32 protein-coding genes and 1 pseudogene are annotated in these 26620 nt (G+C 60.1%); 7 read left to right on the top strand and 26 right to left on the bottom strand.

Going from position 1 to position 26620, the window contains the following annotated elements:
- Positions 1-52: 52 nt before the first annotated feature.
- Entirely contained in the window at positions 53-772 is a 720-nt protein-coding gene (locus AB7933_RS07765; RefSeq protein WP_024073756.1) for a tRNA-uridine aminocarboxypropyltransferase, read from the bottom strand.
- A gap of 198 nt (positions 773-970) precedes the next feature.
- On the opposite strand from AB7933_RS07765, the gene AB7933_RS07760 reads away from it, so the two are divergent.
- Positions 971-1411 (top strand): PA3611 family quorum-sensing-regulated virulence factor, encoded by a 441-nt coding sequence (locus tag AB7933_RS07760; protein ID WP_024073755.1) that lies wholly within the window; start codon positions 971-973, stop codon positions 1409-1411.
- Positions 1412-1546: 135 nt separating this feature from the next.
- Here AB7933_RS07760 and AB7933_RS07755 read toward each other — a convergent pair whose 3' ends face one another.
- Positions 1547-1711, bottom strand: coding sequence for a hypothetical protein (locus tag AB7933_RS07755; RefSeq protein ID WP_155766381.1), 165 nt, complete (start codon positions 1709-1711; stop codon positions 1547-1549).
- 78 nt (positions 1712-1789) lie between these two features.
- On the opposite strand from AB7933_RS07755, the gene AB7933_RS07750 reads away from it, so the two are divergent.
- On the top strand, positions 1790-2902 hold the full coding sequence (locus tag AB7933_RS07750; RefSeq protein WP_024073754.1) for a TIGR00730 family Rossman fold protein: 1113 nt from the start codon (positions 1790-1792) through the stop codon (positions 2900-2902).
- A gap of 191 nt (positions 2903-3093) precedes the next feature.
- Here AB7933_RS07750 and recX read toward each other — a convergent pair whose 3' ends face one another.
- The 23 genes from recX to AB7933_RS07635 all read right to left on the bottom strand — a co-directional run bounded on the left by recX (position 3094) and on the right by AB7933_RS07635 (position 18277).
- Entirely contained in the window at positions 3094-3561 is a 468-nt protein-coding gene (recX, locus tag AB7933_RS07745; protein ID WP_024073753.1) for a recombination regulator RecX, read from the bottom strand.
- An 8-nt stretch (positions 3562-3569) separates the two neighbouring features.
- Positions 3570-4628, bottom strand: coding sequence for a recombinase RecA (gene recA, locus AB7933_RS07740; RefSeq protein WP_024073752.1), 1059 nt, complete (start codon positions 4626-4628; stop codon positions 3570-3572).
- A gap of 83 nt (positions 4629-4711) precedes the next feature.
- Positions 4712-5212, bottom strand: a complete 501-nt coding sequence (locus AB7933_RS07735) for a CinA family protein (RefSeq protein WP_024073751.1) — start codon at positions 5210-5212, stop codon at positions 4712-4714.
- Positions 5213-5293: 81 nt separating this feature from the next.
- The gene (locus tag AB7933_RS07730) at positions 5294-5794 is read right to left on the bottom strand and encodes a lysis system i-spanin subunit Rz (RefSeq protein WP_024073750.1); all 501 of its coding nucleotides are present in this window, start codon (positions 5792-5794) and stop codon (positions 5294-5296) included.
- The gene (locus tag AB7933_RS07725; RefSeq protein ID WP_024073749.1) at positions 5782-6339 is read right to left on the bottom strand and encodes a glycoside hydrolase family 19 protein; all 558 of its coding nucleotides are present in this window, start codon (positions 6337-6339) and stop codon (positions 5782-5784) included. The genes AB7933_RS07730 and AB7933_RS07725 overlap by 13 nt, the downstream gene beginning before the upstream one ends.
- A gap of 22 nt (positions 6340-6361) precedes the next feature.
- Positions 6362-7372 carry a contractile injection system protein, VgrG/Pvc8 family gene (locus AB7933_RS07720; RefSeq protein WP_024073748.1) on the bottom strand — a complete coding sequence of 337 codons (1011 nt, stop codon included), beginning with the start codon at positions 7370-7372 and terminating at the stop codon, positions 6362-6364.
- A 9-nt stretch (positions 7373-7381) separates the two neighbouring features.
- A complete protein-coding gene (locus AB7933_RS07715) occupies positions 7382-7594 on the bottom strand; it encodes a tail protein X (protein ID WP_024073747.1) in 213 nt (70 codons plus the stop codon).
- Positions 7587-7970 carry a phage tail protein gene (locus tag AB7933_RS07710; protein ID WP_024073746.1) on the bottom strand — a complete coding sequence of 128 codons (384 nt, stop codon included), beginning with the start codon at positions 7968-7970 and terminating at the stop codon, positions 7587-7589. Before AB7933_RS07710 ends, AB7933_RS07715 begins: the two co-directional genes overlap by 8 nt.
- Positions 7970-9064 (bottom strand): hypothetical protein, encoded by a 1095-nt coding sequence (locus AB7933_RS07705; protein ID WP_310650379.1) that lies wholly within the window; start codon positions 9062-9064, stop codon positions 7970-7972. The genes AB7933_RS07710 and AB7933_RS07705 overlap by 1 nt, the downstream gene beginning before the upstream one ends.
- A gap of 57 nt (positions 9065-9121) precedes the next feature.
- Positions 9122-9247, bottom strand: coding sequence for a hypothetical protein (locus tag AB7933_RS07700; RefSeq protein WP_024073744.1), 126 nt, complete (start codon positions 9245-9247; stop codon positions 9122-9124).
- Positions 9244-9816, bottom strand: coding sequence for a phage tail assembly protein (locus AB7933_RS07695; RefSeq protein WP_024073743.1), 573 nt, complete (start codon positions 9814-9816; stop codon positions 9244-9246). The genes AB7933_RS07700 and AB7933_RS07695 overlap by 4 nt, the downstream gene beginning before the upstream one ends.
- Before the next feature lie 49 nt (positions 9817-9865).
- Positions 9866-10372 carry a phage major tail tube protein gene (locus tag AB7933_RS07690; protein ID WP_024073742.1) on the bottom strand — a complete coding sequence of 169 codons (507 nt, stop codon included), beginning with the start codon at positions 10370-10372 and terminating at the stop codon, positions 9866-9868.
- Complete coding sequence (locus AB7933_RS07685; protein WP_024073741.1) at positions 10372-11538, bottom strand: tail protein; 1167 nt, start codon at positions 11536-11538, stop codon at positions 10372-10374. Before AB7933_RS07685 ends, AB7933_RS07690 begins: the two co-directional genes overlap by 1 nt.
- Positions 11539-11540: 2 nt before the next feature.
- On the bottom strand, positions 11541-11741 hold the full coding sequence (locus tag AB7933_RS07680; RefSeq protein ID WP_024073740.1) for a hypothetical protein: 201 nt from the start codon (positions 11739-11741) through the stop codon (positions 11541-11543).
- A gap of 65 nt (positions 11742-11806) precedes the next feature.
- The gene (locus AB7933_RS07675) at positions 11807-12172 is read right to left on the bottom strand and encodes a phage tail assembly chaperone (protein WP_024073739.1); all 366 of its coding nucleotides are present in this window, start codon (positions 12170-12172) and stop codon (positions 11807-11809) included.
- Positions 12172-13491: a phage tail protein gene (locus AB7933_RS07670; RefSeq protein WP_024073738.1), complete on the bottom strand. Its 1320-nt coding sequence runs from the start codon at positions 13489-13491 to the stop codon at positions 12172-12174. The genes AB7933_RS07675 and AB7933_RS07670 overlap by 1 nt, the downstream gene beginning before the upstream one ends.
- Positions 13492-14121: a phage tail protein I gene (locus AB7933_RS07665; RefSeq protein ID WP_024073737.1), complete on the bottom strand. Its 630-nt coding sequence runs from the start codon at positions 14119-14121 to the stop codon at positions 13492-13494.
- Entirely contained in the window at positions 14118-15113 is a 996-nt protein-coding gene (locus AB7933_RS07660) for a baseplate J/gp47 family protein (protein WP_024073736.1), read from the bottom strand. The genes AB7933_RS07665 and AB7933_RS07660 overlap by 4 nt, the downstream gene beginning before the upstream one ends.
- Positions 15110-15442, bottom strand: a complete 333-nt coding sequence (locus tag AB7933_RS07655; RefSeq protein ID WP_024073735.1) for a phage baseplate protein — start codon at positions 15440-15442, stop codon at positions 15110-15112. Before AB7933_RS07655 ends, AB7933_RS07660 begins: the two co-directional genes overlap by 4 nt.
- Positions 15443-15451: 9 nt before the next feature.
- Positions 15452-16063, bottom strand: coding sequence for a phage baseplate assembly protein V (locus tag AB7933_RS07650; protein ID WP_024073734.1), 612 nt, complete (start codon positions 16061-16063; stop codon positions 15452-15454).
- 3 nt (positions 16064-16066) lie between these two features.
- Positions 16067-16582, bottom strand: coding sequence for a hypothetical protein (locus tag AB7933_RS07645; protein WP_024073733.1), 516 nt, complete (start codon positions 16580-16582; stop codon positions 16067-16069).
- Between the two features lie 21 nt (positions 16583-16603).
- On the bottom strand, positions 16604-16948 hold the full coding sequence (locus AB7933_RS07640; RefSeq protein ID WP_024073732.1) for a phage holin family protein: 345 nt from the start codon (positions 16946-16948) through the stop codon (positions 16604-16606).
- A 594-nt stretch (positions 16949-17542) separates the two neighbouring features.
- Positions 17543-18277 (bottom strand): LexA family transcriptional regulator, encoded by a 735-nt coding sequence (locus AB7933_RS07635; protein WP_024073730.1) that lies wholly within the window; start codon positions 18275-18277, stop codon positions 17543-17545.
- 198 nt (positions 18278-18475) lie between these two features.
- Here AB7933_RS07635 and mutS point away from each other — a divergent pair, with 198 nt between their 5' ends.
- Both mutS and fdxA read left to right on the top strand, forming a co-directional pair.
- Positions 18476-21067: a DNA mismatch repair protein MutS gene (mutS, locus tag AB7933_RS07630; protein WP_024073729.1), complete on the top strand. Its 2592-nt coding sequence runs from the start codon at positions 18476-18478 to the stop codon at positions 21065-21067.
- Positions 21068-21209: 142 nt separating this feature from the next.
- Entirely contained in the window at positions 21210-21533 is a 324-nt protein-coding gene (gene fdxA, locus AB7933_RS07625) for a ferredoxin FdxA (RefSeq protein ID WP_024073728.1), read from the top strand.
- Between the two features lie 461 nt (positions 21534-21994).
- On the opposite strand, the gene apbC is transcribed toward fdxA, so the two are convergent.
- A complete protein-coding gene (gene apbC, locus AB7933_RS07620; protein WP_024073727.1) occupies positions 21995-23089 on the bottom strand; it encodes an iron-sulfur cluster carrier protein ApbC in 1095 nt (364 codons plus the stop codon).
- 172 nt (positions 23090-23261) lie between these two features.
- On the opposite strand from apbC, the gene metG reads away from it, so the two are divergent.
- From metG to rsxB, 3 genes and pseudogenes are all read left to right on the top strand, one after another.
- Positions 23262-25313, top strand: coding sequence for a methionine--tRNA ligase (gene metG, locus AB7933_RS07615; protein ID WP_024073726.1), 2052 nt, complete (start codon positions 23262-23264; stop codon positions 25311-25313).
- A gap of 103 nt (positions 25314-25416) precedes the next feature.
- On the top strand, positions 25417-25989 hold the full coding sequence (locus AB7933_RS07610) for an Rnf-Nqr domain containing protein (protein ID WP_041161112.1): 573 nt from the start codon (positions 25417-25419) through the stop codon (positions 25987-25989).
- Between the two features lie 17 nt (positions 25990-26006).
- A pseudogene (gene rsxB, locus AB7933_RS07605) lies at positions 26007-26378 on the top strand (electron transport complex subunit RsxB); the annotation flags it as partial.
- Positions 26379-26620 lie beyond the last annotated feature (242 nt).

Raw genomic sequence — 26620 nt, 5'->3', positions numbered from 1 at the left:
GGCATTTTAGCGAGTTGTGGGGCTGCAGTGCCATCATGCAAACGTCGTCTGGTTATACCGCCGGGATATAGGGTGCAAGACGAGTATGGACGATGTCTGCCAAGTCCAGCGGTAACTGGAACTTGGCGGCCAGGTAATGGGTGCTGAACACGTCGAGATAAGCATCCAGCACTTCGCTCGCGGCCTGGTCGGCGGCCAGCTCCAGGCACAGCGCGGCCACTTCGGCGGTGCAGAAGTGATCATCCCGCTTGGAACGCCGCAGTTTATAGCGCGACAGTTGCTCCGGGGCCAGGCTCAGGACAGGCAGATGCTCCAGATAGGGGCTTTTGCGAAACATCTTGCGCGCTTCGCTCCAAGTGCCGTCCAGCAGGATAAACAGCGGGCGCTTGCCCTCCCCTACGACGACTTCGCTGACCACTCGCTCAGGTGCGACAAATTCGCCAGGGAATACGATATACGGCTGCCATTGCGGATCTGCGAGCAAGATGAGCAGTTCAGGATCGACCTCGGTGCGCGACCAGGCAAATGCACGGGTGTCGTCGATGACATCAGCGATCAGCCAGCCGGTGTTGCTCGGTTTCATCGGTTCGACGTCGTGCATCAACAGGCACATCGCAGACCGGGCCTCGACCTGAGGCCGCCAGGCACATAGGCAGTATTGCGGGATCACCCGGCAGCCGGGGCAGCGCTCGGCGCGGGAGCCACGGTTGACAAAAGGCCTGACGGCCCGCGCCAGGCGTTGGGTGCGCAGGCGGGAGACGGCATGGCTCATTGGATGCGCCACACGGAAGAGGAAATCGACACTGGGGGAACTCGAGAAGGGCTTAAGTGGCCGCAGTTTACCAGAGCCCGTCGTACTTCCCATCGATACGCCTGGCTGTCATGGCAAGGGGTCCACTATAATTGCGCGCCACTGAACGCATAGCGCAGTGGCTGGTCTATGCACCAGTAACCGAATCAGGAGAGTTTCATGCTGCGTTCCATGCTGCGTCTTGTTGCCCCATCCGTCGCGCTCGCGTTGGTCCTGCCTGTGGGCGCCCAGGCAGCCTCGTTGCTGGAGGCGCAAATGAACAAGAAGCTGCAAAGCGTCGCGGCCGAAAGCAACAAGGAGCTGCCCCGGGAAATTGACGAAAAAACCCTGGAAGTGGCCTACACCGTTGAGGGAATGCAACTGATCGACCACCTCAGCGTGCTGCCTGATCGCGCCGAACAGATGCGCGCCAACCCCAAGGCAGTGTATTTCCAGCTGGGTCAGAGCGTATGCCTGAACAAGGGCTACCGCGAGCTGATGGCCAAGGGCGCGGTGATGCGCTACGAAATCACCGAGAACAAGACCAACCGTCCTGTGGCATCAGTGAAGTTCGTGGAAGCAGATTGCCCGGCACCGGCTGCGGCGAAAAAGAAAAAGTAATGTGGCTTGGCCCTCGCGCGCGGCTGTCCAGCGGCGCGCCGATTTCCCCGATTCCGTTTCCAGCGGCAGTCAAACTACCGTGATGAGCGACCAATAAGCGGTTGCCAGCCAAGGGTTTTTCGGCCCATGATCAAGTCATCCCAGCAGCCCTTCTACAGCGGTCTTCACGCCGTCCTGTAACATTTTCAGGGCAAAAGAGGGTTGCCCTCCTGCAACTTGCAGTGCAAAGGTTTTTACATCACAAGGAACATACAGAGCCCGCTTTGCCGCTTGGCGAACATTGTTCATTGCCTTGGGCATGCAGCGACACATGCAGTGTCGTGGCGACGGACGAATATCTCGTCGTTGACCTGGCCTCTGTGAAGAAGGAGACGTTGAATGCCTTACGAACCGAATGACCGCCTGCTTCAGCATTTTGAAGCAAACGGAGCTGACCTCACACAGCAGGTCGACGCTCAACTCCAGCTGATTGCGCCTGACAGCCCTAACATCCCCCTTTATCGCGACATGATCCTGACCGTTCTGCGCATGGCCCAGGACGACAGTAGCCGCTGGAACGCCAAGATCACCTTGCAGGCGATCCGCGAGCTGGACCACGCTTTCCGTGTACTGGAGCAGTTCAAGGGCCGGCGCAAGGTCACGGTGTTCGGCTCGGCACGCACGCCTGTAGAGAGCCCGCTGTATGCCCTGGCCCGTGAAGTCGGTGCAGCGCTGGCCCGATCAGACTTGATGGTGATCACCGGTGGCGGCGGCGGCATCATGGCGGCGGCTCACGAAGGCGCAGGCCTGGAACATAGCCTTGGGTTCAACATCACCCTGCCATTTGAACAGCACGCCAACCCGACCATCGATGGTACCGAGAACCTGCTGTCCTTCCACTTTTTCTTCACCCGTAAGCTGTTCTTCGTCAAGGAAGCCGACGCGTTGGTGCTGTGCCCGGGCGGTTTCGGCACGCTGGATGAAGCGCTGGAAGTGCTGACGTTGATCCAGACCGGCAAAAGCCCACTGGTACCCGTGGTACTGCTGGACGCACCTGGAGGCGGTTTCTGGCAGGGCGCCCTGGACTTTATCCGCAATCAACTGGAAGCCAATCGCTATATCCTCCCCACTGACCTCAAGCTGATACGCCTGGTGTACAGCGCTGAAGAGGCCGTCGAAGAGATCAATCAGTTCTATGCCAACTTCCATTCCACACGCTGGTTGAAGCGTGAATTCGTGGTGCGCATGAATCACCCGCTCAGCGAGCGTGCGCTGGCTCATTTGCAGAACGAGTTCGCCAGCCTACGGTTGAGTGGAGAGTTCCAGCAGCTTGCCTATACCGGCGAGGAGCATGATGAACCGAGGTTCAGCCATTTGACGCGACTGGTGTTCAACTTCAACGGACGCGATCAGGGCCGGCTGCGGGAGTTGGTGGACTACATCAACTTGCCAGAGAACTGGGCGCAGTCCCAGGGGAAGACGCAACAGCGAGTAGCGCCGCAGCCGGCGTGAAATCCAGAAACGCGACGCAGAATCCAGAAACGCAAAAAGGCCCGGCTATTTTCATAGCGGGCCTTTTTTTGGGGCAGTTTTTGGTGGTTCAGGTTTAGATTGAGGGTGAGGTTATTGGGGCTGCTTCGCAGCCCAACGCGGGGCAAGCCCGCTCGCCATACAACAAGCCTGTTCAACACACAGCAAGGTGCTCAGTCGTCCATGTCTCGGCCACTGAGTAAGCGGCTGATCATTTCCATCGAAAAACCGCGATAACTCAAGAAGCGCCCCTGCTTCGCGCGTTCCCTGGCATCAATTGGAAGGTGACCGGCAAACTTGCGGCGCCAGGTGTCCTCCAGTTGCGACTGCCAACTGATACCGCACTCACGTAGGGCAATGTCTATATCGGCGCGCTGCAAACCGCGTTGGCTCAGCTCTTCGCGAATCCGCGCGGGGCCGTAGCCGGAACGGGCTCGGTAGGAGACAAAGCTTTCGAGGTAGCGGGACTCCGACAGCAGCCCTTCTTCCGTCAAACGGTCAAGGGCGGTCTCGATCATCTCAGGCTCCGCGCCGCGCTGACGCAGTTTACGCGTCAGCTCGACTCGACCATGCTCGCGGCGAGCAAGCAGGTCCATTGCGGTGCGCCGAACGGCGACAAGTGTATCCAGTACAACAGTCATCGTTTGCTTCAGATGTCAGTGTCGACTTCTTCTACTTCTTCAACCGGCTCGCGATTGGCGGCCGCTTTCACGTCTGGCGTAGGGGTCAGCAGCTTGTCGCGAATCTGCTTCTCAAGGGTCGCCGCGATATCCGGGTTGTCTTGCAGGAACTTGGCCGAGTTGGCCTTGCCCTGGCCGATTTTACTGCCGTTGTAGGCATACCAGGCACCGGACTTCTCGACAAAACCGTGCAGCACGCCCAGGTCGATCATCTCGCCGTTCAGGTAGATACCCTTGCCGTAGAGAATCTGGAACTCGGCCTGACGGAATGGCGGGGCCACTTTATTCTTCACGACCTTGACGCGGGTTTCGCTACCGACAACCTCGTCACCTTCCTTCACCGCGCCCGTACGACGGATGTCCAGACGAACCGAAGCGTAGAACTTCAGCGCGTTACCACCGGTGGTGGTTTCCGGGCTGCCGAACATGACGCCGATCTTCATCCGGATCTGGTTGATGAAGATCACCAGGCAGTTGGCATTCTTGATGTTACCGGTGATTTTACGCAGCGCCTGGGACATGAGGCGGGCTTGCAGGCCCACGTGCATATCACCCATTTCGCCTTCGATTTCAGCCTTCGGTACCAGGGCAGCCACGGAGTCGACCACGATCACGTCGATGGCGTTGGAGCGCACCAGCATGTCGGTGATTTCGAGGGCTTGCTCACCGGTGTCCGGTTGGGAAACCAGCAGGTCGTCAACGTTGACGCCCAGCTTGCCGGCATATTCAGGGTCAAGGGCGTGCTCGGCGTCGACGAACGCGCAAGTGGCGCCCATTTTTTGCGCCTGGGCAATCACCGACAGGGTCAGGGTGGTTTTACCGGAAGATTCAGGACCGTAGATTTCGACGATACGGCCTTTTGGCAGGCCGCCAATGCCGAGCGCGATGTCCAGACCCAGAGAGCCAGTGGAGATAGCCGGGATCGCCTGACGGTCATGATCGCCCATACGCATTACGGCACCCTTGCCGAATTGACGTTCGATCTGACCCAGGGCCGCAGCCAAGGCTTTCTTCTTGTTGTCGTCCATTAAAGTCCTCACGTAATCAATAAGGCCTGGCGGCCAACACCTGTATAAGTAGACAGTATTGTTCCACAAAGATCAGAGATCGCCTACCCCTGATTTTCTATTTCTGCTGCAGCTCGTCGCAACAAGCCCTCCAGCGCGGCCTTTACCGTTTGTCGGCGGACCTCGTCGCGGTTACCCGGGAAGTGCGCAAGCTCAGCGGTGACCTCGTCCCCGACGCCGAAGGCCAGCCACACCGTGCCCACCGGTTTTTCCGGCGAACCGCCATCGGGCCCCGCCACGCCACTGACCGCCACGGCAAAACGCGCCAGGCTTTTTTCCTGGGCGCCGCGGACCATCGCCTCCACCACTTCCTGGCTGACCGCGCCGACTTTGGCGAACAGCGCCTCAGGCACGTTCAACTGGCGGGTCTTTTGCCGGTTGGAATAGGTGACATAGCCAGCCTCGAACCACGCCGAACTCCCTGGAATCCGCGTAATAGCCTCGGCAATACCGCCACCGGTACAGGATTCAGCCGTGGTGACGTGGGCATTGAGCACCTGTAAACGGCGACCCAGTTCAGCGGCAAGTTGGGTGATTTCTTTCACGGTCGTCTCCTGGAGTGGGCGGGCGTTTGCCTACCCTACAGGAGCCTATCGACCATGCAAGTTGCAGCATGTATCCAGAGACTAACGCGCAACGGCACGCACATAGGCCTGGCAGGCACGCAAGGCGATCACGGCGTTATCACCGTCGTCGGTGATGGCGATAATTCGCTGAGCATGCGCCGGGTCAAGTCGGGCTCGCGGGGCTGCATGAACCACGCCGCCGGAGGCGGGGGTGGCGGGCATTGTACTGCCTCTGGCGGGGTCGCTGGCGTCGAGAAGGACTGACAACCGCACATCAGCAGTGGCCAGGCGGTCGCGCAGAGCTGCTTGAGTACGTTGGGCATCGCTTAACTCCCGAGCGTGTTGTTGATCGCTGGCGCTGAGCTGTTGTTCCAACGCCTGCCGTTTGTCGTTCTCCGCCTGTTGTTGACGCAAAGCCACTAGATGCTGCTGGCTCAACGCCCGCGCCTGGGCAGACGCCTCGCGCTCAATCTGCGCACCATAGCGCCAGGCCTGCACCTGCCAAGTCAGCGCGATCAACAGGCAAGCGCCGATCAGCCGGCAAACCGTCAGGTAACGCATAAGACCGCCTTCGCCCGCGCCCATAGCTGCAAGCGGTTTTCCAGACCATTGAGCCCACCGTTTATGCGCCGGGTGATAGTGGTGAACTGGTCCTTGTCGGCCAGCTCATTCAGGCCGTTGCTCTGCCAGAACCAGGCGGCCGACTCGGCAGCCCATTGCGGTTGCTCCAGCAGTTGCGGTTGACGCAACAAACGATCATCGCCAAACAAGGCCTGGCTACAGGCCAGGTAATTGCGCCGGCCGGTAATTTGGATCAGCCCCCTGCCCCGGTACAGCTGACCATCGCCATCCGCTTCGGGGCTATTGCCCAGGCGTACGGCCAGGCCGCCGGTATCGTATTTGCTCAGGTATTGATCGCTGCCCAGTTCACGGACGTAACGCAGCTCGCCGGATTCGTGGCCGATCTGAGCGAGGAAGGCGGCGATGCGCTTCGCACGGTCAATCTCGAAGCGAACGAAAGCCGCATTCAAGGGCGTTAAAAAAACGCCCGCTCTCAGGCGGGCATCCGGCATAACGCCAAGCAGCTGGGGGAGTGTTATCACCATTGGTTTTACTCTCGAAAAGTCTCTATATCGACAACCCACCCGCCGTGATCGAACTGCGGTATCCCGTCGCCGGATCGCCGACATGCACCACCTGCTTTATCGACCATCGTCCCTGCATATAAGACGGCCAGCTCTCATCCAGCACCAACAGCCCTTCCGCGGCCAACAATGGATTGCCCGGGCAATCGATCACCAACTTCAAATTTTCACGCCCCACACGGCGTAGTTCGCCTTCAGCAACGGCGCGGGCTTCGGCTTCGTTCTGGTAGCGTTGGCGCAGGGTTTTGAACGGAGCATTCCCCACCTGAACCACACGCTGCCTGCCGGCGGCGGCATCCCACCAACTGACGCGGCAACCTTCGTATTTCGAGCGGGATTTTTCGTCGAGCTTGGCGGTGATGAAGCTCTGCTCACCGGGGTGGTTATCCTCAGTCACCGACAGCTTCACTTCCGGTAGTAACTGGCCGGAGAGCGACTTGGCTCGGCCGGCTTCGGCCAACACATAGAGCTCGTTAAACGGTTTGGTGACCGCACTATAGAGGCGGGCAAGGCGCGAAATGAACGCCATGTCACTTTCGTTGGACTGGTCGATGTGCGCGATCGCAATCCCCTCCAGCGCGGGCGCAACTCGCGGTGAATAGCCGTGACGACTGACCAGTTGGCGAAACAGCGCGCCAAGGGTTGTCGGGCCGTAACTGGCGGATCGACGCTGACGGTAACCCGTTGCATCGACCACGCTGAAGGGCGCTGCCGTGGCCACGATCATCAAGCGCATTGGAAACAGCACCGGGGTGCGTTGGGTGACGACAAACTCGCCCTTCTCCACCAACCCCGATTCCAGGTAACCGACACGCAAGCCGATCTTGCCGTTCAGAGTGGGCAGGCCGTCCAAGCCCTCGATATTGAGGGTCAGCTCCAGCCGGTCAGTCTCAATGCCCGCCGCGTCGGTGTGGATCCAGCGCATCAAGCGCTGATTGAGCAGCGCCGCATTGGCGCCATAAAACTCCACGATAGGCGTAAATCCCTGTGCCATGCAGCCTCCTTAATCCCAGGCCAAAACGGGGCGAACCGCCACCGGCCGCGCGTGCATTTCAGGCACGATCACCCACACGCCGGCCGGTAACACCGGGCCATATTCGGCAAGCTCGGGGTTCAAGCGCCAAAGGGTTTCTTCCGCCGCGTCATCGCAACGGCCCAATTCCCGATAAAGCAACAGGTTGACCGAATCACCGGCGATACTTCGCACTCTACGCATTGACGAATTCCTCCAATTCCAGCGTCCAGGCCATGACCATGGCGGTGCCGTCATCGATCACATTGCTCTGCGTTTCCACGATCGAATTGATCCGCCACAAGCCCCAGTTACGGCCGATGCCATCAACCAGGGGCAACGGAGCCCGCGCATTTTGCAGCGCGCGCAATTCGTCCAGGCGCTGCATGCCTACGCCGTACATGGCCGTGCCGCTGAATGTGAGTTTTTCCAGTTTCTGACCGCTCTGCCGCGACTGCGACTTGCTGGCAATAATAGCCAGGTCACTCCAGCCGCCGTCGCTGTTACGGACCAACGAGGAATAGGCAAATCCTCGAGACAAACCGAAAATAAAGTCGCCGAGCACCATTTGTTGTCGCATCAATCACCTCCAGGAGAATCGGCCAGTGCTGCATTGCGTCGGATGCCGAGGGCGTCGCTGAACATCGGCAGACACTGAAACTGCAGCGCCTGGATCACCTGGTTGACGACCTGCTGGGCATCGGCGGGGTTGACGCCGGTGATCTGGATACTCGGGGCGAGGGTCACTTGCACGTTGTCCGTGCGCGCACTGCTGAGTTCCTTACTCACCGCACCGGGTGTTGGCAGGCGATCACTTGACCCGAACAATTTGTCTCCGATCCAAGCGCCTGCCTCGCTGCCCAGCAGGCCGCCGATTGCGCCGCCGACAGCGGTGCCAACGCCGGGGAAAACCATCGTGCCAATGGCCGCACCTGCGGAGGCGCCGGCCCAGGCGCCACCGGCGGTGCTCAGGCCTGAGCCGATGGCATGTGCATCGCCGTTGCGTACACCTTGGATCACGTCCAGGGAGGCTTCGGCGACCCTAAATGGCCCAAGCCGCCGGATGCCGAGGGATTCGAATTTGCCAAGGGCATCGGTCAAGGCCCCCGAGGGCAGGTTGGCCGCGGACGCTGGCGGGTTAGCCATGGCAAAAGCTGGATAGTTTTGTGAGGGCGCGCCCGAATGAAAACCCATTGGCGAGCCGCCCAAAGCCTGGCCGGGTTGCTCGAACAGGCGACGTAATCCTGTATTACGCCCGCTGATGTTTTTGCGCCCTTTGAACACCTTGCCAAGGGAACCTGCGACAAAATCAATGGCTTTTTCGGCGAGCTTGCTTTTGAACGCGTCCCACAATTCGCCTCCAGACTCCTTGATCGCGCTCATCACAGGGCCATCGGCGGGCTCCTTCGCCTTCTCTTCCGGCGCGCTCGCGGTGACGTCGGCCTGCTTGGGCGCCAGGGAATTTCCATTGATGAACAATGTGCTGTTGAGCGCCTCCAACGCCTCACGCAGCCGCACCTGCTCCTGGGTCAATGCGTTGATATCCACACTAAGTGTGACCAACGCAGAGCGCAGCTCCAACGGCGGCTGCGCTGCGGCATCCAGGCTCACGGGTGCCACAGCGCTTGTGGAAAACGGTGCAAGCACATTGCCTAGATCGGCGTCGCCGATCATCCAGCGGTAGTCTTCCTGGGCGAGCTTGATCCCATATTTAGTCTCTTGCATCCCGCTCTACTCCTGTTTAACGCCAAGGCGAGTGATCGCAATGTCGTAGCGGCGCAATGCTTTGGCGGCGTCCCACTCCAGGATCTCCGCTTCATTGACCGAGTACACCAGCGGCACCACATCGAGGATCACGTCGATGTCGCGTTGCGAAAGAAGGCCGCCGGTTGATTTAAAAAATCGTCGATGCGCTCCTGCAATTCGGTCCAATCGGGCACGGTCAGGCCGGCAAGGTCAGGGATCATCAGGCCGGTGCAGTGAGCGGTGATGAACTCGGCGCGCTCTTTGTTGGTGGCGAGTTTTTTCATCACCTTGGTGGCGCGCAGCGCAGGCATTTCCAGAGGCAACTCGGTCAGGGTGCGACCGGCGGCCTCGAGAGGCAGCAGCAAATGGACAGGCTGGTCGTGGGTCACTTCCTGGCGCTCATCCAGAAAGAACGACGCAGGGCGCGTCGACATTTCGTGTACGTACTGAGCAATGCTGACGTAGTCCGGGCGCTTGAGTTGGTCGAGCTCTTTTTCCGACAGGCCGGTGGCGAGTTTCGCCAGTTCGAAAAACTGGTCGTCCTCGTCGTCACCGGCCCGGGCCAGCGCTTCTTTTTGCGCAGCGTAGAACAGCGGCTTGAGTTGAATCTTGTCGATCACCGCGCCGGTATCGGCGGTGATCGGGGACAGCAGCAGGTGCAGCGGTGGCATCCAGGCCATGGGGCTATTCCTTGGTGAAATAGGGGGCGAGCACTCCCGCCCCCAAGGGTTAAGGCATCAGCACAGCACGGCGCGCATCACCGAGAATGTCGACGCCGTTGAGCACGAACTTCTGGGTGCGCACGTCGATGTCGATCACCGGAATGCCGTTTTCCAAGCGGTTGTAGGTGCGGCAGGACAGCTCCAGGGTGGTGGTGGGCTTGTCGCCCATCTTCAGCTTCGCCTCGGCCAGGGATTTGAGCTTGCCGCCGACGGTGTGATAGGTGAAGTAGGTCTTGCCATCCTGGTCCTGGCCGGCTTCGCGCACGTTCAGCAGGATGTCGTCGCCCAGGCGCACGCCCAGGGCCAGCATGACTTCCGGGCCGGCGCCTTGCAGCACCAGCGTGGCGCCGAGCACTTTGCCGCTCTTGGCCATTTCCTCGGCGATAAAGCGCCCGCCGGACATGGGCTCCATGTCGAACTCGATCTTCGGCGGAGTGAACTCCTCCACCGTCGCGGACAACGGCAGGCCTTGAAGGGTGGCCGCGATGGCCTGTCTGACTCGGTTGGTAAACATTAGAGAACGTCCTCCAGGAACTGCTCGATGATTTCATCGCGGGCATTGAGTTGATAAATCATGTGTTCATTCGGCGCGTAGCGGCCGTAGTCGATGACGATGAACCAGGTGCCGTTCTTGTACTTCTCGACACTGTTCAATTCCGGATGCAGGTACACGCTGCCACCAGGGATGGTTTCGTCGGCGACCAGGGTTTGCAGCCAGTCGTTGATGCGCTTGACCTCCTGGTCCATGAAGGACTTGGTGAGGTTCTTGGCCATGGCTTTCTGGCCGGCCTTGACCAGCTTGCGGCTGATCGCGTCTTCCAGGCCGACGTAGCTGATGAACTTGCCGGTGATGGAGCGGTTACCCAGCAGCGAAAAACCGCCCAGGATGGTGCGGGCGTAGTAGCTCACGCCGTAGCGGTTGAGCAGGTCGCCTTCGGTGGAGGTGTCGAGGATGTTGTACTCGACCACGCGGGAAACGTCCTCTGCGAACGTCACCTGGTTGCCTGGGCTTTCCCATTGCTTAACCTTCGCCAACGCCGCAATGGCCAGGGACGACGGCGACAGGAACACATTCTTCTTCGCCGCCTTGGAGTACACCGACGGCATGTTGTGCACCAGCAGGCAACGGTCGAAACCGAGGTCGGCACCGCCCAGTTCGCCGCTGTAGGTCACCTGGTCGGCCACCGAGGCGTCCTTGCCATCCAGCACCACGCGGGCCTTGATGCGCTTGCCGAACGCGGCGAACTCACCGGCCACCGCCTTGGTGCCGGTGAAGCCTGGGGCGCCGATGATGGTCAAGTCTTCCGGCACGCTGGCCAGTGCCGCCAGGCCCAACTTGCGACCGGTGACCGGCTCGTTGCCGCCGATCACATTGTTGACGGTATCGGCCGGGGTCGCGCCCTCCTCCACGATCACTACATAGACCGGCACCTTCACCACTTTGAGGATCTGGTACACGGCATGGAACAGCGTGCCGGTCTCGGCACCGGTCGGGTCCAGCAACGCCTGGGTGGTGAAGCTGTTGATGCGAAACGGCGCGTTTTTCGGGATCGACGCATGGGCATTCGGCGCGGTGCCGACCAGGCCGATTACGTTGTCACCCAGGCCACCCATGGCCTCGGGGGATTCAGTGGCATTCACGGTGATGCCGTTGTGCTCGAAGTTCAAAACCTCAGCCATGATTAGTCAGCCTTCTTGGTGGTGGCCTTTTTGGCCGGGGTGGTGTCCTTCGCGGCGAGCACGCTGGTCAGTTCCAGGCGGCCAGCGGTGCGCAGGGCGGATGCTTCGATGTCCAGCAGGTCCAATTCCTCGCCGACGACGGACCAGTGGCCGGCGTGGGTGGGGAATGGGATGAGGACGGTGTAGGTTTGGCGAGTGGGCATAAGAGAGAATCTCCAGGCGAAAAAAAACCGCGAAGGGCGGTTTGGGGGGGGCAGATGAATGGGGTTTATTCGGTTTGCTCAGCGAGCCAGATTGGAGCAACTGGACGAAGTTCGGCTTTAGGGAAATTGGGCGATTGAGGCCAGTCGCGAAGAGCCTGGATATAGACCAACAACTGCATGAAGTACTCATCAGAAAGCGTTGTAGACGCCTCCATTTCTAACTGATCACGATGACGGTCACGCAGCCATGTCACCGCCAACAACTCATCATCACGCCATGCTCGCTCAACAACTACAAGATCAAAAGCAGGAGAGGGGCCGGCAGCCAGCGCCATAGCCTCGGCTTCCGAGATATTGCGAAAGCCATCAGGCGCACTTACTCCCTGATCAAAAGCAAATATCTCTCCAATTTCATTAATGAAATAGTTCATCAGCGCATTTCCGTCCATGTGTTAATAGTGTAGCTACCCAACGGGACTTTATAAGTGGAGCCTGCTGGAACAATTGCGGAAATCGCCATACTTAAACCGGCGCTCGGAAATGAAGACCCTATAAACAAAGTGCTATCAACCACAATTGAAGCAGTTTGGTTTACGGCAGTAGCAACAAAGGCAATATTGACGTAGAGGGGTCTTTCTGTGGCATTGGTATAGGTGACGTTAATCGCCCTAGATGCCTTAACATCAGATATTGTCTTGAATTGATTTGTTAGTGTGCGGCTGAGTTCTCGTATCTGACTTTCCAAAGCTGCAATATCAATATATCCCTGATTGATTGGCGCGTTCCAAGCCTTAATACACCACATCACTGCCAGGTTACGCGGTCGGGTCTCCGTATCGCCTGTAAAACCTACGTTGTAGAGCGTGTCGTAATTATTGCCTCCGAGAGACTTGGCGCCAGTCGGGACTGATGCAGAGCTGATTCCTGTTTGATTTGGAGGCGTATGGGTATGACTCTTGAACGCATCAGCCTGGTAACTGCCGACCGCTCGACCAGGGTCCATACCGCGTCCATGATCCCATCCCCGAAAAAACTCCCCTCGCGACTCCGGTAACCGTGTGTAACCCACCGCATCACCAGTAACGTTAAACCTCTTCGCCAAATACGCCGCAAGATCCGGATAAAGGTCATCCTTGAACAGACTGTTATCCACCTCCAAATACCCCGGCGGCACCGTCCCCAGTGGAAACGGCACCATAACCCCCACCGGCAACGCCGAAGCCTTGGCAATCATCGCCTCAATCTCAGCCTTGGTATAAGTCCCCTTCGCCAGTTGCTCGCCCAGGTAATCCATCACCCAAGCCCGCGTCGCCTTCACCACGGTGTCATCAATCAACAACGTCACGATCGACGCATTACTCGTCTCAAAAATCGAGCGAATATAAAACTCTTTCCCCGATCCCGACGTCGCCAGTACCGGCTTATACGACTCCGGGTATTTGACGATCGCATACAAGATCCCGGTATCCGTCCACAGCCCGGCCTCGCGTACATACCAGCCGCCAACATCCGACGGGATGGTGACTTCGGCCATCAGCCAGTTGGCATTTTTCTCATCTTGGAATAGCGCGTTCAGCGGCCCGCGCCAGACTTCGCGTTTAAGGGCCTTGGCGCTGGCGTCGGGGTTATAGACGGCGCCGTTGCCGTCACCGACGGAAATCTGCGCCAGCTTGATCGGTACGCCGGCGGCCTTGCAGGCGGTTTCGTAGGCGATCCCCGCGTTGGTGAGCAGGGTGTAATAGTCAGCCATTTAGTGCTCCTGTGGATAAAGGGTGGTGGTTTCGACGGTGTAGAGACCGGCCGCCATAAAGGCGCGCCCCGAGGCCTCGACCCCTGCCAGCACGTTGGGATAAATCGTGGTCAGTTCACCGCACAGCGTGGCGGCACCTATGCTGTGACGGCCAAAGGCGCTCAGGCCCACGGAGATCGACAGGATGTCGCGCTCGCTTTTGGCATCGGCCAGGCGGCGGTCGAGTCGGGCATCGATAACCTCGCCGTAGGGCAATTCGGTCCAGGCCCGTACGGCAAAGCTGTAGGGCACGCCCAGCGGTTCCTGCTCGTACCAGGCGCGCACCTCGGGCGTGAGTTGCAGGCCCCTGGCGGCGTTTTCCAGGGCTTGGCGGGTGCCCGCCTGGCGCGCGGTGGGCCAGGCGAGTTTGACGGTCAAGCGTTTCTCAGCCTCCGGGGCCGTGCTGCTCCATTCGTTGACGGCGCGGTCTGCCGCCAGGTAAGGCAAGAACGCCGCGGGTGTACGGGCCGGGTCCATCAGCTCGGGAAACGGTGGGGTAACGCGCTCCAGCAAATAGCCAAACCCCAGGTCCAACGCCTTTTCCAGCGGCGAACTGTTGACCGGCAACAGGCTTGCTTTGGGATCCCTCATAGCGTGCGCACCTCCACCTCGACACCCGTGCAATACGGGGCCTGGAACGCCGTGCTGATGATCGGCTCCAGCGGTTCGAGGATGTGCAGTTGCGCCGCGCCGGCGCTGTGGATGGCGTAGTCGATCCAGCTTGGGTCGACCCGGCCTTCCAGGCGATGACAGGAGTCGGCGTAGGTTTGCAGCAGTTGCTGCGCAGCCACTTGAGTCAGGCCCGAATCCGGTCCGGCATTGATCTTGGCCACCACACGAATTTTGTAACGTTGAATCTGCGCAGCCTGCACGGTGACCAGATCGGTTTCCGGTCGTACATCCGGCCGTGCGAAATGTCGCCGCACGCCGTCGAGTAAATCGGCGGAAGGTGTGCCATCCCCGTCCCTGGACAATACGGTGACCGTTACTTCGCCAGGTGCCGTACGTCGCCCGTTGCCATCCTTGACCTGGGCTGCGTAGCCGTCCGGGTCGAAGGTGTAGGTGACGGTCACCACGCCCGGCGTGGCGCTCTGCACCTTGACCGACGGCCGCTCGCCGAGGGTGAACACTTCGCGGCGGTACTGCATGCGCGAACCCGCTGCCGGCGCATGGGGTGCCAGATAATAGCGCAGGCGCGCATCGTCGTCGCTTTCCAGGGTGGGTGGCACCGGCGGGAAGGCGGCCGGGTCGCCGGGGTCGAGCACCTGGCGCTCCAGGCCCATGTCGGCCAGGCGCGCATCCAGGTTGCTGCCGGTGGCCCACCACGCCAGCATCTGCTTGATACGGGCGTTGTATTTGCGCTCATGAGTTTGCAGCCGAACGCAAAACGCTTCCAGGGCCAGGGTCAGCAGCTCGCTTTCGTTATCGAGGCTGACCTTGAGCTTGGCTGCGGTTTGCGGCGCGCGGGTGGCGACGTAGTCGACGACGAACGCCTTGAACTCCGCCAGCAGCGGTTCGAATTCATCGACCGCGATAATCGCCGGCTCCGCCAGTTGGTTCTGGCCAGGGATCAGCATGCTCATGTCACGACCTCGAAGGATTGTTGGCGGTTTTTCCAGGTACCGGCAAAACGCAGCAATAAACCTGCGCCCTGGCGCGTGGCGACAATGACCTGAGGTTGGAAATCGGCGATGCCGTTCTGGGTGGTGTAGAACGCTTGCGCGGCGTGGCTTTGGGCGAGGATCAGCAGATCGTCACCGAGGTTCTGGCCGAGCAATTGCGGGATCAGCGAGCCGTACAACGGGCGCTTCTGGCGAGTGCCCACGGGGGTGGTCAGCGCTCGGGTGGCACGCTGTACAAATTGCAGCCAGTCATCGACCGCTGCCCCGGTGTTCCTATCGATTCCGATCATGGCAAATCCTTATGCGCTGCTGATCACACGGCCCTGGTGATCCACCAGTGGGCCGCTCAAGTGCACACCGCCAGCGTCCAGCAGCAGGCCGACGGCACCGAGTTGCACAGCGATGTGATCGGCCGTCATTTGCAGGGTGGCGGGGCCGACTTTCACCTCGACCTGTTCGCGGGAACCGCTGAGGGTCGTGGGGCCGTTGGCCCAGTTGAAGGTGTGGCTGGCGTCGTCGTAATCGCTCTGGGTACCGTCCTGATAACGGCGTCGGGTCAATGACGCAACGCTGGAGACCGGCGGAAACAAGCTACTGTTGAGGCCGAAGAGGGCTACAGACTGCGCACCGCCCTCTCCACCGCCATAGTTGAGCAACAGACATTGCTCCCCCACGGAAGGAATGCGGGTTTCGCTCTGCGCCCCGGCACTGGGGTTGAAGAAGCGGATCGCCGGGCTGAGCAACTCACCGTGGCTGACCTTGCAGGTATTGCCGGCGGCGTCGACCTCCTGGCACACGCCAATGCGGCAGAAACTATCCGCGCGTCGATACAGGTCTTCGAGCTGGGCTTCCATTTCCGCCAGGCGCTCGATAATCGGCCCCAGTTGCATGCGTAACAATGCGTCGAACATGGCCTACTCCTGCAACGGGCGATATTGATCCGGATCGTCGATGTCCGAGACTTCCCAGGTGCAGGCAAACAACGGCGTACCTGTGGGATCTTCGAGCAGCGACGGGCCGAAATAGAGGTTTTGGGTGAAGGACACGGTCCAGCTGTCGTAATCCGTTTCGTTACCGGTGAGTACCGTCGGTGCCGCGACGATGGCCGTGGGCAGGTCGCACTGATCAGGCGGCAGGCCCCAGCGGTTATCCAACGCCAGGTCCATCAATTGGCTGGCCAGGTCACAGGCGTCAAAAGCAGTAGCCCCGCTGGCAACCGTGACGCGGAGTGAAACCGCCAAGGCGTGGGCCTTGCGCCCTTCAAAGGAGCGAACGTCGGGGCCGTTGCGCTCCACGGTAATCAGCACACCGGTTCTGTCGCTGGCGCCCTGGAAGTCTTGATGATTGCCGACGCGCAATAGTGGAAAGGCGCGCTTGAGCGCTTCCCCAATCGCCACGGGGAGCTGGGAAGGTTTTTCGATAAGTGTCATGTAGTCGCGTCCTTGCAACGGTTACGGCTGATCCGGGCGGGAAGGCGGGGTCTCGTTGACCCCGATGCGCTTGGCCGCCCAGCGTTCATAGAGGCCGATGGCAACGTCGGCCCCCGCCATGGCGGTCAGGCAACCAATGGCGCCGGCAGTCCAGATCGACATCCCCGCGGCGTAGCACAGCATCAATGCCGACACCCCGCAGACCATGCATGCTCCCGACCGCAGGGCCAGGCGCCGCACCAGCGACCAGCCCCGCGCGCCCTCCTTGTCGGCGCGCCACATTTCGCCGGAGACCCCGCCGACCAGGGCCAGTACGATCACCAGCCAGATAGGCATTTCCGCTAACGCTTGCTGCTCGTTTGTCATGTCACGCCTCCTGGCTGAACAATGCCGGCAGAGTGCCGGCGCTTGGGTAATTCCATGTGTAGGTAGGCATTCCAAAAAGCCCGGTTACCCGGGCTTTTCAGTAATGCGGTCCTCGGTCTTTCGGCGCTACTGGCGCGGTACGGACCTTTCCTCGATGTTTTTCCGACCACGATCCCTGTCTGCCGGATAACTGCTTCTGGTGCTTTACGCTGCACACCCGGGTCAGTTGCCAACCCTCTGAACCGTTGAGGCCGATTCATCGCTGCCTGTTCGTTGAAGCGGTGTCACTAAAGAGCGTCGGCATCCTTGCCGGTGTTGCCTGGCATCCTTGCCATCGCTCTGATGGCGTCCTTGCCGATGTTGCGTGCCTTCCTTGTCTTCCTTGGCAGCATCCTTGCCGCCTCCACCAGGCCTTGTTGGCTGGCTTGGAACAAAGAATATGCATGTATGCATATACAGTCAATGCACAAATGCATTTATTTTCAGCAAAGAAATGCATAGATGCATTTTCAGCCTTATGGGCAAAGGGTTTGACGATTTTGTGCAGGCGAAAAAAAGCCCGCTCGATAGCGGGCTTTGTCTTACACAAGGTGGTTAACGGGCGTACATGCCCCACCAGAACACATGACCCAGGATGCTGATTTGCTCATCCTGGATGTCCTGGAAGCTGTAGTCCTCGTCCGGGTGCTCATCGCGGTTGAAACTGCGCAGGCGAATCCCGGAAGGCAGGCGGTAGAGCTGTTTCACCCGCAGTTGGCCGTTGTGATTGATGGCGTACAAGTCGCCATCAACGATGTCTCCAATGGCGCTCTTGCCCGCATTCACCCCCACCGTCGCGCCATCGCGCAACACCGGCAACATACTGTTGCCGCGTACCGTCACGCATTTGGCCTGGTCGAACTGCACACCGTTATGCCGCAGGCTGCGCTTTCCAAAACGCAGGCTGGCCTTTTCACTTTCTTCGATGACGAATCTTCCTGATCCAGCAGCCAATTCAACCTCGCGCAGAAAGGGGATCGACACCTCGTCGTCATTCACAGGGGTGTCGTCATCCCACAGGCTTATATCCTTGAGTTCCGAATGCATCGGGTCGCGTCCATCATCACGCAAAGCGCCCACCGCTGCGCGCCCGCGCAGTTGGTCGGTGCTGACGCGAAAATACTCGGCGATGCGGGAAATATGCTTGTCCGACGGATCAACGATCTTGCCGCTGAGGATCCGGGACAGTGTGGATTGAGGCACGCCGGTACGCCGGTGAAGCTCCGTGGGGGAGATCCGGTCGCGGTCCAGCAGCTCTCTTAAGACGATAGAAACGTTGCGTTTTTGCATAACGCGGATAGTGACGGGAGTTTTTTGGGTTTGCAAATGCTAATTTGCATATTTTATGCACATGCCATGCCGCCGCGCCTACCCGCTTGCGACCTGCGAACCCCGGACCTCGCGTGTTAACCTTGCGCCCATCGCAAAAAATGCTGGGCCGAGCGCCCCCTTTGCCCCACCACTTTCAACGAATTTGCCTACTATCCAATGAGTAAAAACACGTCCGATCTGTCCTCCCACACCCCGATGATGCAGCAGTACTGGCGCCTGAAAAACCAGCACCCTGATCAGTTGATGTTCTATCGCATGGGCGACTTCTACGAGATCTTCTATGAAGACGCGAAGAAGGCGGCCAAATTGCTGGACATCACCCTGACCGCGCGCGGGCAGTCGGCAGGGCAGTCGATTCCGATGTGTGGGATTCCTTACCACTCGCTGGAAGGCTACCTCGTCAAACTGGTGAAGCTGGGCGAGTCGGTGGTGATCTGCGAGCAGATCGGTGACCCGGCCACCAGCAAGGGGCCGGTTGAACGTCAGGTGGTGCGCATTATTACGCCGGGGACGGTGAGTGATGAGGCGCTGCTGGATGAGCGACGTGACAACCTGATCGCCGCCGTCCTGGGCGATGAGCGTTTGTTCGGCCTTTCCGTACTGGATATCACCAGCGGCAACTTCAGCGTGCAGGAGATCAAAGGTTGGGAGAACCTGCTGGCGGAGCTGGAGCGCATCAACCCGGTGGAGTTGTTGATCCCGGATGACTGGCCAAAAGACTTGCCGGCAGAAAAGCGTCGTGGGACCAAGCGTCGCGCGCCGTGGGATTTCGAACGTGATTCGGCGTTGAAAAGCCTGTGCCAGCAATTCTCGGTGCAAGACCTCAAGGGCTTTGGTTGTGAAACCCTGACCCTGGCCATCGGCGCCGCCGGTTGCCTGCTCAGCTACGCCAAGGAAACCCAGCGCACCGCCCTGCCGCACTTGCGCAGCCTGCGTCATGAGCGACTGGACGACACCGTGGTGCTCGATGGCGCGAGCCGTCGCAACCTGGAGCTGGACACCAACCTGGCCGGTGGCCGCGACAACACGTTGCAATCGGTAGTGGACCGCTGCCAGACCGCCATGGGCAGCCGCCTGCTGACCCGCTGGCTGAACCGCCCGCTACGCGACCTGACCGTCCTGCAAGCGCGCCAGACGTCGATTACTTGCCTGCTGGACGGCTATCGCTTTGAAAAGCTGCAACCGCAGCTCAAGGAAATCGGCGATATCGAGCGCATCCTGGCGCGGATCGGCCTGCGTAATGCGCGGCCCCGTGACCTGGCGCGCCTGCGCGACGCGCTCAGCGCGCTGCCGCAGTTGCAAGTGGCAATGACCGAGCTGGACACGCCCCACCTGCAACAACTCGCCGTCACAGCCGGCACCTACCCGGCACTCGCGGCGTTGCTGGAAAAGGCCATTATCGACAACCCGCCGGCAATTATCCGCGATGGCGGCGTACTCAAGACCGGTTACGACAGCGAACTGGATGAATTGCAGTCCCTGAGCGAAAACGCCGGGCAGTTCCTGATCGACCTGGAAGCCCGCGAAAAAGCGCGCACCGGCCTGGCCAACCTCAAGGTCGGCTACAACCGCGTGCATGGCTACTTTATCGAGTTGCCGAGCAAGCAGGCCGAGTCGGCGCCCATCGATTACCAGCGTCGCCAGACCCTCAAAGGCGCAGAGCGCTTTATCACGCCAGAGCTGAAAGAATTCGAAGACAAGGCGCTGTCGGCCAAGAGTCGCGCCCTGGCCCGGGAAAAGATGCTCTATGAAAACCTGCTTGAAGACCTGATCAGCCAACTGGCGCCGCTTCAGGACACCGCCGCTGCCCTGGCAGAGCTGGATGTACTGAGCAACCTTGCCGAACGCGCGCTGAACCTCGACTTGAACTGCCCGCGGTTTGTCAGCGAGCCTTGCATGCGCATCGTGCAAGGTCGCCACCCGGTGGTGGAGCAGGTACTCACCACGCCGTTCGTCGCCAACGACCTGTCGCTGGATGACGATACGCGCATGCTGGTCATCACCGGTCCGAACATGGGCGGTAAATCCACCTACATGCGCCAAACCGCCCTGATCGTGCTGCTGGCGCATATTGGCAGCTTCGTACCGGCAGCCAGTTGCGAACTGTCCCTGGTGGACCGCATCTTCACGCGGATCGGCTCCAGCGATGACCTGGCCGGTGGCCGTTCGACCTTTATGGTGGAAATGAGCGAAACCGCGAATATCCTGCACAACGCCACCGACCGCAGCCTGGTGCTGATGGACGAAGTCGGTCGCGGCACCAGCACCTTCGACGGCCTGTCCCTGGCTTGGGCGGCGGCCGAACGCCTGGCGCACCTGCGCGCCTATACGCTGTTCGCCACCCACTATTTCGAACTGACCGTGTTGCCGGAAAGCGAGCCGTTGGTGGCCAACGTGCATCTCAATGCCACCGAGCACAACGAGCGCATCGTGTTCCTGCACCATGTGCTGCCAGGGCCGGCCAGCCAGAGTTACGGCCTGGCCGTGGCGCAACTGGCGGGCGTGCCCAACGACGTAATCGCCCGCGCCCGCGAGCACCTCAGCCGCCTGGAGGCCACGGCCCTGCCCCACGAAACCGTGGTCGCGAGCCCGAAAAAAACCAACAGCAAAACCAGCGCGCCACACCAGAGTGATATGTTCGCCACCCTGCCCCATCCGGTACTGGAGGAGTTGGCAAAGCTTGACCTGGACGACTTGACGCCGCGAAAAGCGCTGGAAATGCTCTATACACTGAAGACACGGGTCTAACGCAGACGCTTGCAAGCTGATATTATCTCGCGCGGTTTGGGATGCTGCGGGCTTTTAGCCTGGTCCGCAGACTATCGCTCTCGAACCTCGCGAGCCCCACCATAAGGGGTTTCGCTGCCGCCGCCTGAGGAGAAAATTAGAAATGACCTTCGTCGTCACCGACAACTGCATCAAGTGCAAGTACACCGACTGCGTAGAAGTGTGTCCGGTGGACTGCTTCTACGAAGGCCCGAATTTCCTGGTCATCCACCCGGACGAGTGCATTGACTGCGCCCTGTGTGAGCCTGAATGCCCGGCCGTCGCTATTTTCTCCGAGGACGAAGTCCCGGAAGACATGCAGGAATTTATCCAGTTGAACGTCGAGCTGGCTGAAATCTGGCCGAACATCACCGAGAAGAAAGAACCGCTGCCGGACGCGGAAGAGTGGGATGGCAAAAAAGGCAAGATCAAAGAACTCGAGCGCTGACAGCGTCGCAGTCCAAAAAAAAGGCCCTTCCGGGCCTTTTTTGCGTTCAGGGGTAGACGCTCACTTTTCTTCAGGCAAAAAAAAGGGGCGGTATGACCCGCCCACATTTTTTCCCTAGTCCCTTTATTCCTTTTCATCATCCTGATGAATCGCATCCTGCGACGTTCCTTCAAGCCATCGTTCCTTGATGGCCGTGCCAATCCGTGGACACAGGGCTGATCTTAGAGAGTTCCCGGCGAAGTTCAACGCGATCCAACCGCTGGACTGACAGCTATCATTGCTCGAGACACAATAAATAGTTGTTATATTTCAATCAGATAGAAAAACACTCCGGTATTTAGAGGCGCAACGGGCGGGCAAAAAAACCAAACACTTACGTAAAAGTAAGCGAATGCTTACACGCGCCATTGCGTAAAAGCGCAATTCGCCGCTTTGGCAGTCCCGACTCGATCCTGCCCCCCTCAATCTTCACTGACAGTGATAGTCGGCATGGCCTGCGTCGCAGCCTCTTGCAGCACGATTCGTGCGCCGACATGGCGGGCCAGCTCCTGATAGATCATCGCGATCTGGCCATCGGGCTCGGCCGCCACGGTAGGCTTGCCGCCGTCGGCCTGCTCGCGAATACCCATCGACAACGGCAATGAGGCCAGCAGTTCGACGCCATACTGGGTCGCCAGCTTCTCGCCTCCCCCTTCACCGAACAAGTGCTCGGCATGGCCGCAGTTGGAGCAGATGTGCACCGCCATGTTCTCCACCACGCCCAGCACCGGGATATTGACCTTGCGGAACATCTCGACGCCTTTCTTCGCGTCGAGCAGCGCCAGGTCCTGGGGCGTGGTCACGATCACCGAGCCAGCCACCGGGACTTTTTGCGCCAGGGTCAGTTGGATATCGCCCGTGCCCGGCGGCATATCGATCACCAGGTAGTCCAGGTCGCCCCAGGCAGTCTGCGTGACCAGTTGCAGCAGTGCGCCGGACACCATCGGCCCACGCCATACCATCGGCGTATTGTCATCGGTGAGGAAGGCCATGGACATCACTTCCACGCCCATGGACTCAATCGGCACGAACCATTTCTGGTCCTTGACCTTCGGCCGCGTGCCCTCGGCAATGCCGAACATCACGCCTTGGCTCGGGCCGTAGATATCGGCGTCAAGAATGCCCACCCGCGCACCTTCACGCGCCAGGGCCAGGGCCAGGTTGGCCGCCGTGGTGGACTTACCCACACCGCCCTTGCCGGACGCCACTGCGACCACGTTCTTGACGTTGGCCAGGCCTGGGATCTGCGCCTGGGCCTTGTGCGGCGCGATCACGCACCGAATGTCGACCTTGGCCGCCCCCACGCCGTCCAGGCCTTCGATGGCCATTTGCAGCATCTGCGCCCAGCCGCTCTTGAACAGGCCGGCGGCATAACCCAGTTCCATCTGGACCGACACCTGATCGCCCTGGACCTCGATGGCGCGTACACAGCCAGCACTGACCGGGTCCTGGTTCAAATAGGGGTCGGTGTATTGGCGAAGAACGGCTTCCACCGCTGCGCGATTGACGGCGCTCATGGGCTACTCCCGAAAAAAGACTGACTGAAACAGGCGGCTATCCTAACCGTTCCAGCGGCTTAACGGCATGCTTTCGAAGACAGGGAAGATGCTGAAACAACGCCACGGGGTGAAATAAATTTCCCGGCGCTTTATAGTGGCCGACCTCCGTTTCATCAAGTAGCCGAGCCCCATGTCCGAGCCACGCAAGATCCTCGTCACCAGCGCCCTGCCCTATGCCAATGGTTCCATCCATCTTGGCCATATGCTTGAGTACATCCAGACCGATATGTGGGTGCGCTTCCAGAAGCATCGCGGCAATCAATGCATCTATGTCTGCGCGGACGACGCCCACGGCTCGGCCATCATGTTGCGCGCCGAAAAGGAAGGGATCACCCCGGAACAACTGATCGCCAATGTGCAGGCTGAACACAGCGCCGACTTTGCCGACTTCCTGGTGGACTTCGACAACTTCCATTCGACCCACTCCGACGAAAACCGCGAGCTGTCGAGCCAGATCTATAAGCGCTTGCGCGACGCCGGGCACATTGCCACGCGTTCGATCACGCAGTATTTCGACCCGGAAAAGAAAATGTTCCTGGCCGACCGTTTCATCAAGGGCACCTGCCCAAAATGCGGCACCGAAGACCAGTACGGCGACAACTGCGAAAAATGCGGTGCCACCTACGCACCGACTGACCTGAAGAACCCGCGTTCGGCTATCTCCGGCGCCATCCCGGTGCTCAAGGATTCCCAGCACTTCTTCTTCAAGCTCCCGGATTTCCAGCAGATGCTGCAAACCTGGACCCGCAGCGGCACCCTGCAGGACGCCGTGGCGAACAAGATCGCCGAATGGCTGGACGCCGGCCTGCAACAGTGGGACATCTCCCGCGATGCGCCGTACTTCGGCTTCGAAATCCCCGACGAGCCAGGCAAGTACTTCTACGTGTGGCTGGACGCGCCGATCGGCTACATGGCCAGCTTCAAGAACCTCTGCGCCCGCACGCCGGAGCTGGACTTCGACGCTTTCTGGGGCAAGGACTCCACCGCCGAGCTGTACCACTTCATCGGCAAGGACATCGTCAACTTCCACGCCCTGTTCTGGCCAGCCATGCTCGAAGGTTCGGGCTACCGCAAGCCAACCGGCATCGCCGTACACGGTTACCTGACGGTCAATGGCCAGAAGATGTCCAAGTCCCGTGGCACCTTTATCAAGGCGCGCACCTACCTGGACCACCTGTCACCGGAATACCTGCGCTACTACTACGCCTCCAAGCTGGGCCGTGGCGTCGACGACCTCGACCTGAACCTGGAAGACTTCGTACAGAAGGTCAACTCCGACCTGGTGGGCAAAGTCGTCAACATCGCCAGCCGTTGCGCCGGGTTCATCCACAAGGGCAACGCCGGTGTGATGGTGGCGGAAAATGCCGCGCCGGAACTGACCGAGGCCTTCCTGGCCGCCGCGCCAAGCATTGCCGATGCCTATGAGGCCCGCGACTTTGCCCGCGCGATGCGCGAGATCATGGGCCTGGCCGACCGCGCCAACGCCTGGATCGCCGACAAGGCACCGTGGTCGCTGAACAAGCAGGAAGGCAAGCAGGCTGAAGTCCAGGCGATCTGCGCCACCGGCGTCAACCTGTTCCGCCAGTTGGTGATCTTCCTCAAGCCCGTGCTGCCATTGCTGGCCGCCGACGCCGAGGCGTTCCTCAACGTCGCGCCGCTGACCTGGAATGACCACGCCACCCTGCTCGGCAACCACCCGCTGAACGAGTTCAAGCCGCTGATGACCCGCATCGACCCGGTAAAAGTCCAGGCCATGACCGACGCTTCGAAAGAAGACCTGGTCGCCAGCCAGACCGATACCGGCGAATCGACGCCAGCGGGCAACGGTGAACTGGCCAAGGACCCCCTCTCCCCGGAGATCGAGTTCGACGCCTTTGCCGCCGTGGACCTGCGCGTTGCGCTGATCGTCAAGGCCGAAGCCGTTGAAGGTGCCGACAAGCTGCTACGCCTGACCTTGGATATCGGTGACGAGCAACGCAACGTGTTCTCCGGGATCAAGAGCGCCTATCCGGACCCTTCCAAGCTCAATGGTCGCCTGACCATGATGATCGCCAACCTCAAGCCGCGGAAAATGAAGTTCGGTGTTTCCGAAGGCATGGTGATGGCGGCTGGCCCTGGCGGCGAAGAAATCTACCTGCTGAGCCCTGACAGCGGCGCCAAGCCGGGTCAACGCATCAAGTAAGCCCGGCGAAACAGCCCTGTCGTTACGGCGACGGGGCTTTTCAGCTAGTACCCCCTTCTCGCTTGCCGGATAATCAGGCCCTGTTTGCTTAACCGGCATGACCATGACCGATATGTTCCTCACCCTTGTCAGCGCGGCCCTGATCAGCAACTTCGTGTTGCAGATGCCGCTGGCGGTCGACCCGGTGCTGGCCCTGGCCTCACGCCAGCGGCTGCATGCCCTCGGGATCGCCACCACCCTATTGATGGTGCTCAGCGGTGTGCTGGGTTATCTGCTGGACCACTATCTGTTGCAGCCGTTCGCATTGACGACACTGCGGCTATTTGTGTTTTTGCCGCTGACCGCGCTGTTGATCCACCCGGTGCTCAGCCTGCTGACGCGCGTGCGCCCCGCCCTGGTAACCAACGGTCTGTGGCCACTGCTGCTGGGTAACGCCGGCGTACTGGCCGTGGTCGTGATGGGCACACAAAATGATAAAGGCGTGGTGCACATGGCCGCATTGAGCCTGGGCGCCGGGCTCGGTTTCTGGCTGGTGCTGAGCCTGTTCAGCGACTTGCGCCAACGCATCGCCGACAACGACATCCCCCTGCCTTTTCGCGGCCTGCCGGTCGAACTGATCAGCGTCGGGCTGATGGCAGTGGCTTTCTTCGGCTTCAACGCAATGTTCAAAGCATGAACCTGATTCAACGTATCGACGCGCTGCTGCCGCAGACTCAATGCGGCAAGTGCGGCCACCCAGGCTGCAAGCCTTACGCCGAAGGTATTGCTCAAGGTGAGGCGATTAACAAGTGCCCACCGGGTGGGCAGGAAACCATCGCCGGGCTGGCACAGTTGCTGAAAGTGCCGGTGCTGGAACTGGACGCCACGCGGGGCGAGGCACCCGCGCAGGTTGCGTATATCCGCGAAGCCGAGTGCATCGGTTGCACCAAGTGCATCCAGGCATGCCCGGTGGACGCCATCGTCGGCGCCGCCAAGCTGATGCACACGGTGATCATCGACGAATGCACGGGTTGTGACCTGTGCGTCGCGCCCTGCCCGGTCGATTGCATCGAAATGCACCCGTTGCTCACGGCGCTACCCATCGTCGGAGGCCTCGCCACCAACGAAGACCAACGCCGTCAGCGCGGCCTCAAGCGTGATCGTGCACGACGGCGCTTTGAGCAACGCAATGCACGTCTGCGACGGGAAGAAGCGCTCAAGATCGCCGAACGCCTGGCCCGGACCAGACACACCGCTGCGCCGGAGCCAGTGCAGGTCGATAAAGCCCAGGCGGCGAGGGAGGCAGCGGTCAAGCAAGCGAAAATCAG

Source organism: Pseudomonas gorinensis, assembly GCF_042015035.1.
GTDB lineage: Bacteria > Pseudomonadota > Gammaproteobacteria > Pseudomonadales > Pseudomonadaceae > Aquipseudomonas > Aquipseudomonas gorinensis.
This window is presented reverse-complemented; position numbering and strand designations above follow the sequence as displayed.

Coding starts and splice junctions, on each gene's coding strand:
- AB7933_RS07765 (WP_024073756.1), bottom strand. CDS start 772: ATGAGCCATGCCGTCTCCCGCCTGCGCACCCAACGCCTGGCGCGGGCC.
- AB7933_RS07760 (WP_024073755.1), top strand. CDS start 971: ATGCTGCGTTCCATGCTGCGTCTTGTTGCCCCATCCGTCGCGCTCGCG.
- AB7933_RS07755 (WP_155766381.1), bottom strand. CDS start 1,711: ATGCCCAAGGCAATGAACAATGTTCGCCAAGCGGCAAAGCGGGCTCTG.
- AB7933_RS07750 (WP_024073754.1), top strand. CDS start 1,790: ATGCCTTACGAACCGAATGACCGCCTGCTTCAGCATTTTGAAGCAAAC.
- recX (WP_024073753.1), bottom strand. CDS start 3,561: ATGACTGTTGTACTGGATACACTTGTCGCCGTTCGGCGCACCGCAATG.
- recA (WP_024073752.1), bottom strand. CDS start 4,628: ATGGACGACAACAAGAAGAAAGCCTTGGCTGCGGCCCTGGGTCAGATC.
- AB7933_RS07730 (WP_024073750.1), bottom strand. CDS start 5,794: ATGCGTTACCTGACGGTTTGCCGGCTGATCGGCGCTTGCCTGTTGATC.
- AB7933_RS07725 (WP_024073749.1), bottom strand. CDS start 6,339: ATGGTGATAACACTCCCCCAGCTGCTTGGCGTTATGCCGGATGCCCGC.
- AB7933_RS07720 (WP_024073748.1), bottom strand. CDS start 7,372: ATGGCACAGGGATTTACGCCTATCGTGGAGTTTTATGGCGCCAATGCG.
- AB7933_RS07715 (WP_024073747.1), bottom strand. CDS start 7,594: ATGCGTAGAGTGCGAAGTATCGCCGGTGATTCGGTCAACCTGTTGCTT.
- AB7933_RS07710 (WP_024073746.1), bottom strand. CDS start 7,970: ATGCGACAACAAATGGTGCTCGGCGACTTTATTTTCGGTTTGTCTCGA.
- AB7933_RS07705 (WP_310650379.1), bottom strand. CDS start 9,064: ATGATCGGCGACGCCGATCTAGGCAATGTGCTTGCACCGTTTTCCACA.
- AB7933_RS07695 (WP_024073743.1), bottom strand. CDS start 9,816: ATGGCCTGGATGCCACCGCTGCACCTGCTGCTGTCCCCGATCACCGCC.
- AB7933_RS07690 (WP_024073742.1), bottom strand. CDS start 10,372: ATGTTTACCAACCGAGTCAGACAGGCCATCGCGGCCACCCTTCAAGGC.
- AB7933_RS07685 (WP_024073741.1), bottom strand. CDS start 11,538: ATGGCTGAGGTTTTGAACTTCGAGCACAACGGCATCACCGTGAATGCC.
- AB7933_RS07680 (WP_024073740.1), bottom strand. CDS start 11,741: ATGCCCACTCGCCAAACCTACACCGTCCTCATCCCATTCCCCACCCAC.
- AB7933_RS07675 (WP_024073739.1), bottom strand. CDS start 12,172: ATGAACTATTTCATTAATGAAATTGGAGAGATATTTGCTTTTGATCAG.
- AB7933_RS07670 (WP_024073738.1), bottom strand. CDS start 13,491: ATGGCTGACTATTACACCCTGCTCACCAACGCGGGGATCGCCTACGAA.
- AB7933_RS07665 (WP_024073737.1), bottom strand. CDS start 14,121: ATGAGGGATCCCAAAGCAAGCCTGTTGCCGGTCAACAGTTCGCCGCTG.
- AB7933_RS07660 (WP_024073736.1), bottom strand. CDS start 15,113: ATGAGCATGCTGATCCCTGGCCAGAACCAACTGGCGGAGCCGGCGATT.
- AB7933_RS07655 (WP_024073735.1), bottom strand. CDS start 15,442: ATGATCGGAATCGATAGGAACACCGGGGCAGCGGTCGATGACTGGCTG.
- AB7933_RS07650 (WP_024073734.1), bottom strand. CDS start 16,063: ATGTTCGACGCATTGTTACGCATGCAACTGGGGCCGATTATCGAGCGC.
- AB7933_RS07645 (WP_024073733.1), bottom strand. CDS start 16,582: ATGACACTTATCGAAAAACCTTCCCAGCTCCCCGTGGCGATTGGGGAA.
- AB7933_RS07640 (WP_024073732.1), bottom strand. CDS start 16,948: ATGACAAACGAGCAGCAAGCGTTAGCGGAAATGCCTATCTGGCTGGTG.
- AB7933_RS07635 (WP_024073730.1), bottom strand. CDS start 18,277: ATGCAAAAACGCAACGTTTCTATCGTCTTAAGAGAGCTGCTGGACCGC.
- mutS (WP_024073729.1), top strand. CDS start 18,476: ATGAGTAAAAACACGTCCGATCTGTCCTCCCACACCCCGATGATGCAG.
- fdxA (WP_024073728.1), top strand. CDS start 21,210: ATGACCTTCGTCGTCACCGACAACTGCATCAAGTGCAAGTACACCGAC.
- apbC (WP_024073727.1), bottom strand. CDS start 23,089: ATGAGCGCCGTCAATCGCGCAGCGGTGGAAGCCGTTCTTCGCCAATAC.
- metG (WP_024073726.1), top strand. CDS start 23,262: ATGTCCGAGCCACGCAAGATCCTCGTCACCAGCGCCCTGCCCTATGCC.
- AB7933_RS07610 (WP_041161112.1), top strand. CDS start 25,417: ATGACCGATATGTTCCTCACCCTTGTCAGCGCGGCCCTGATCAGCAAC.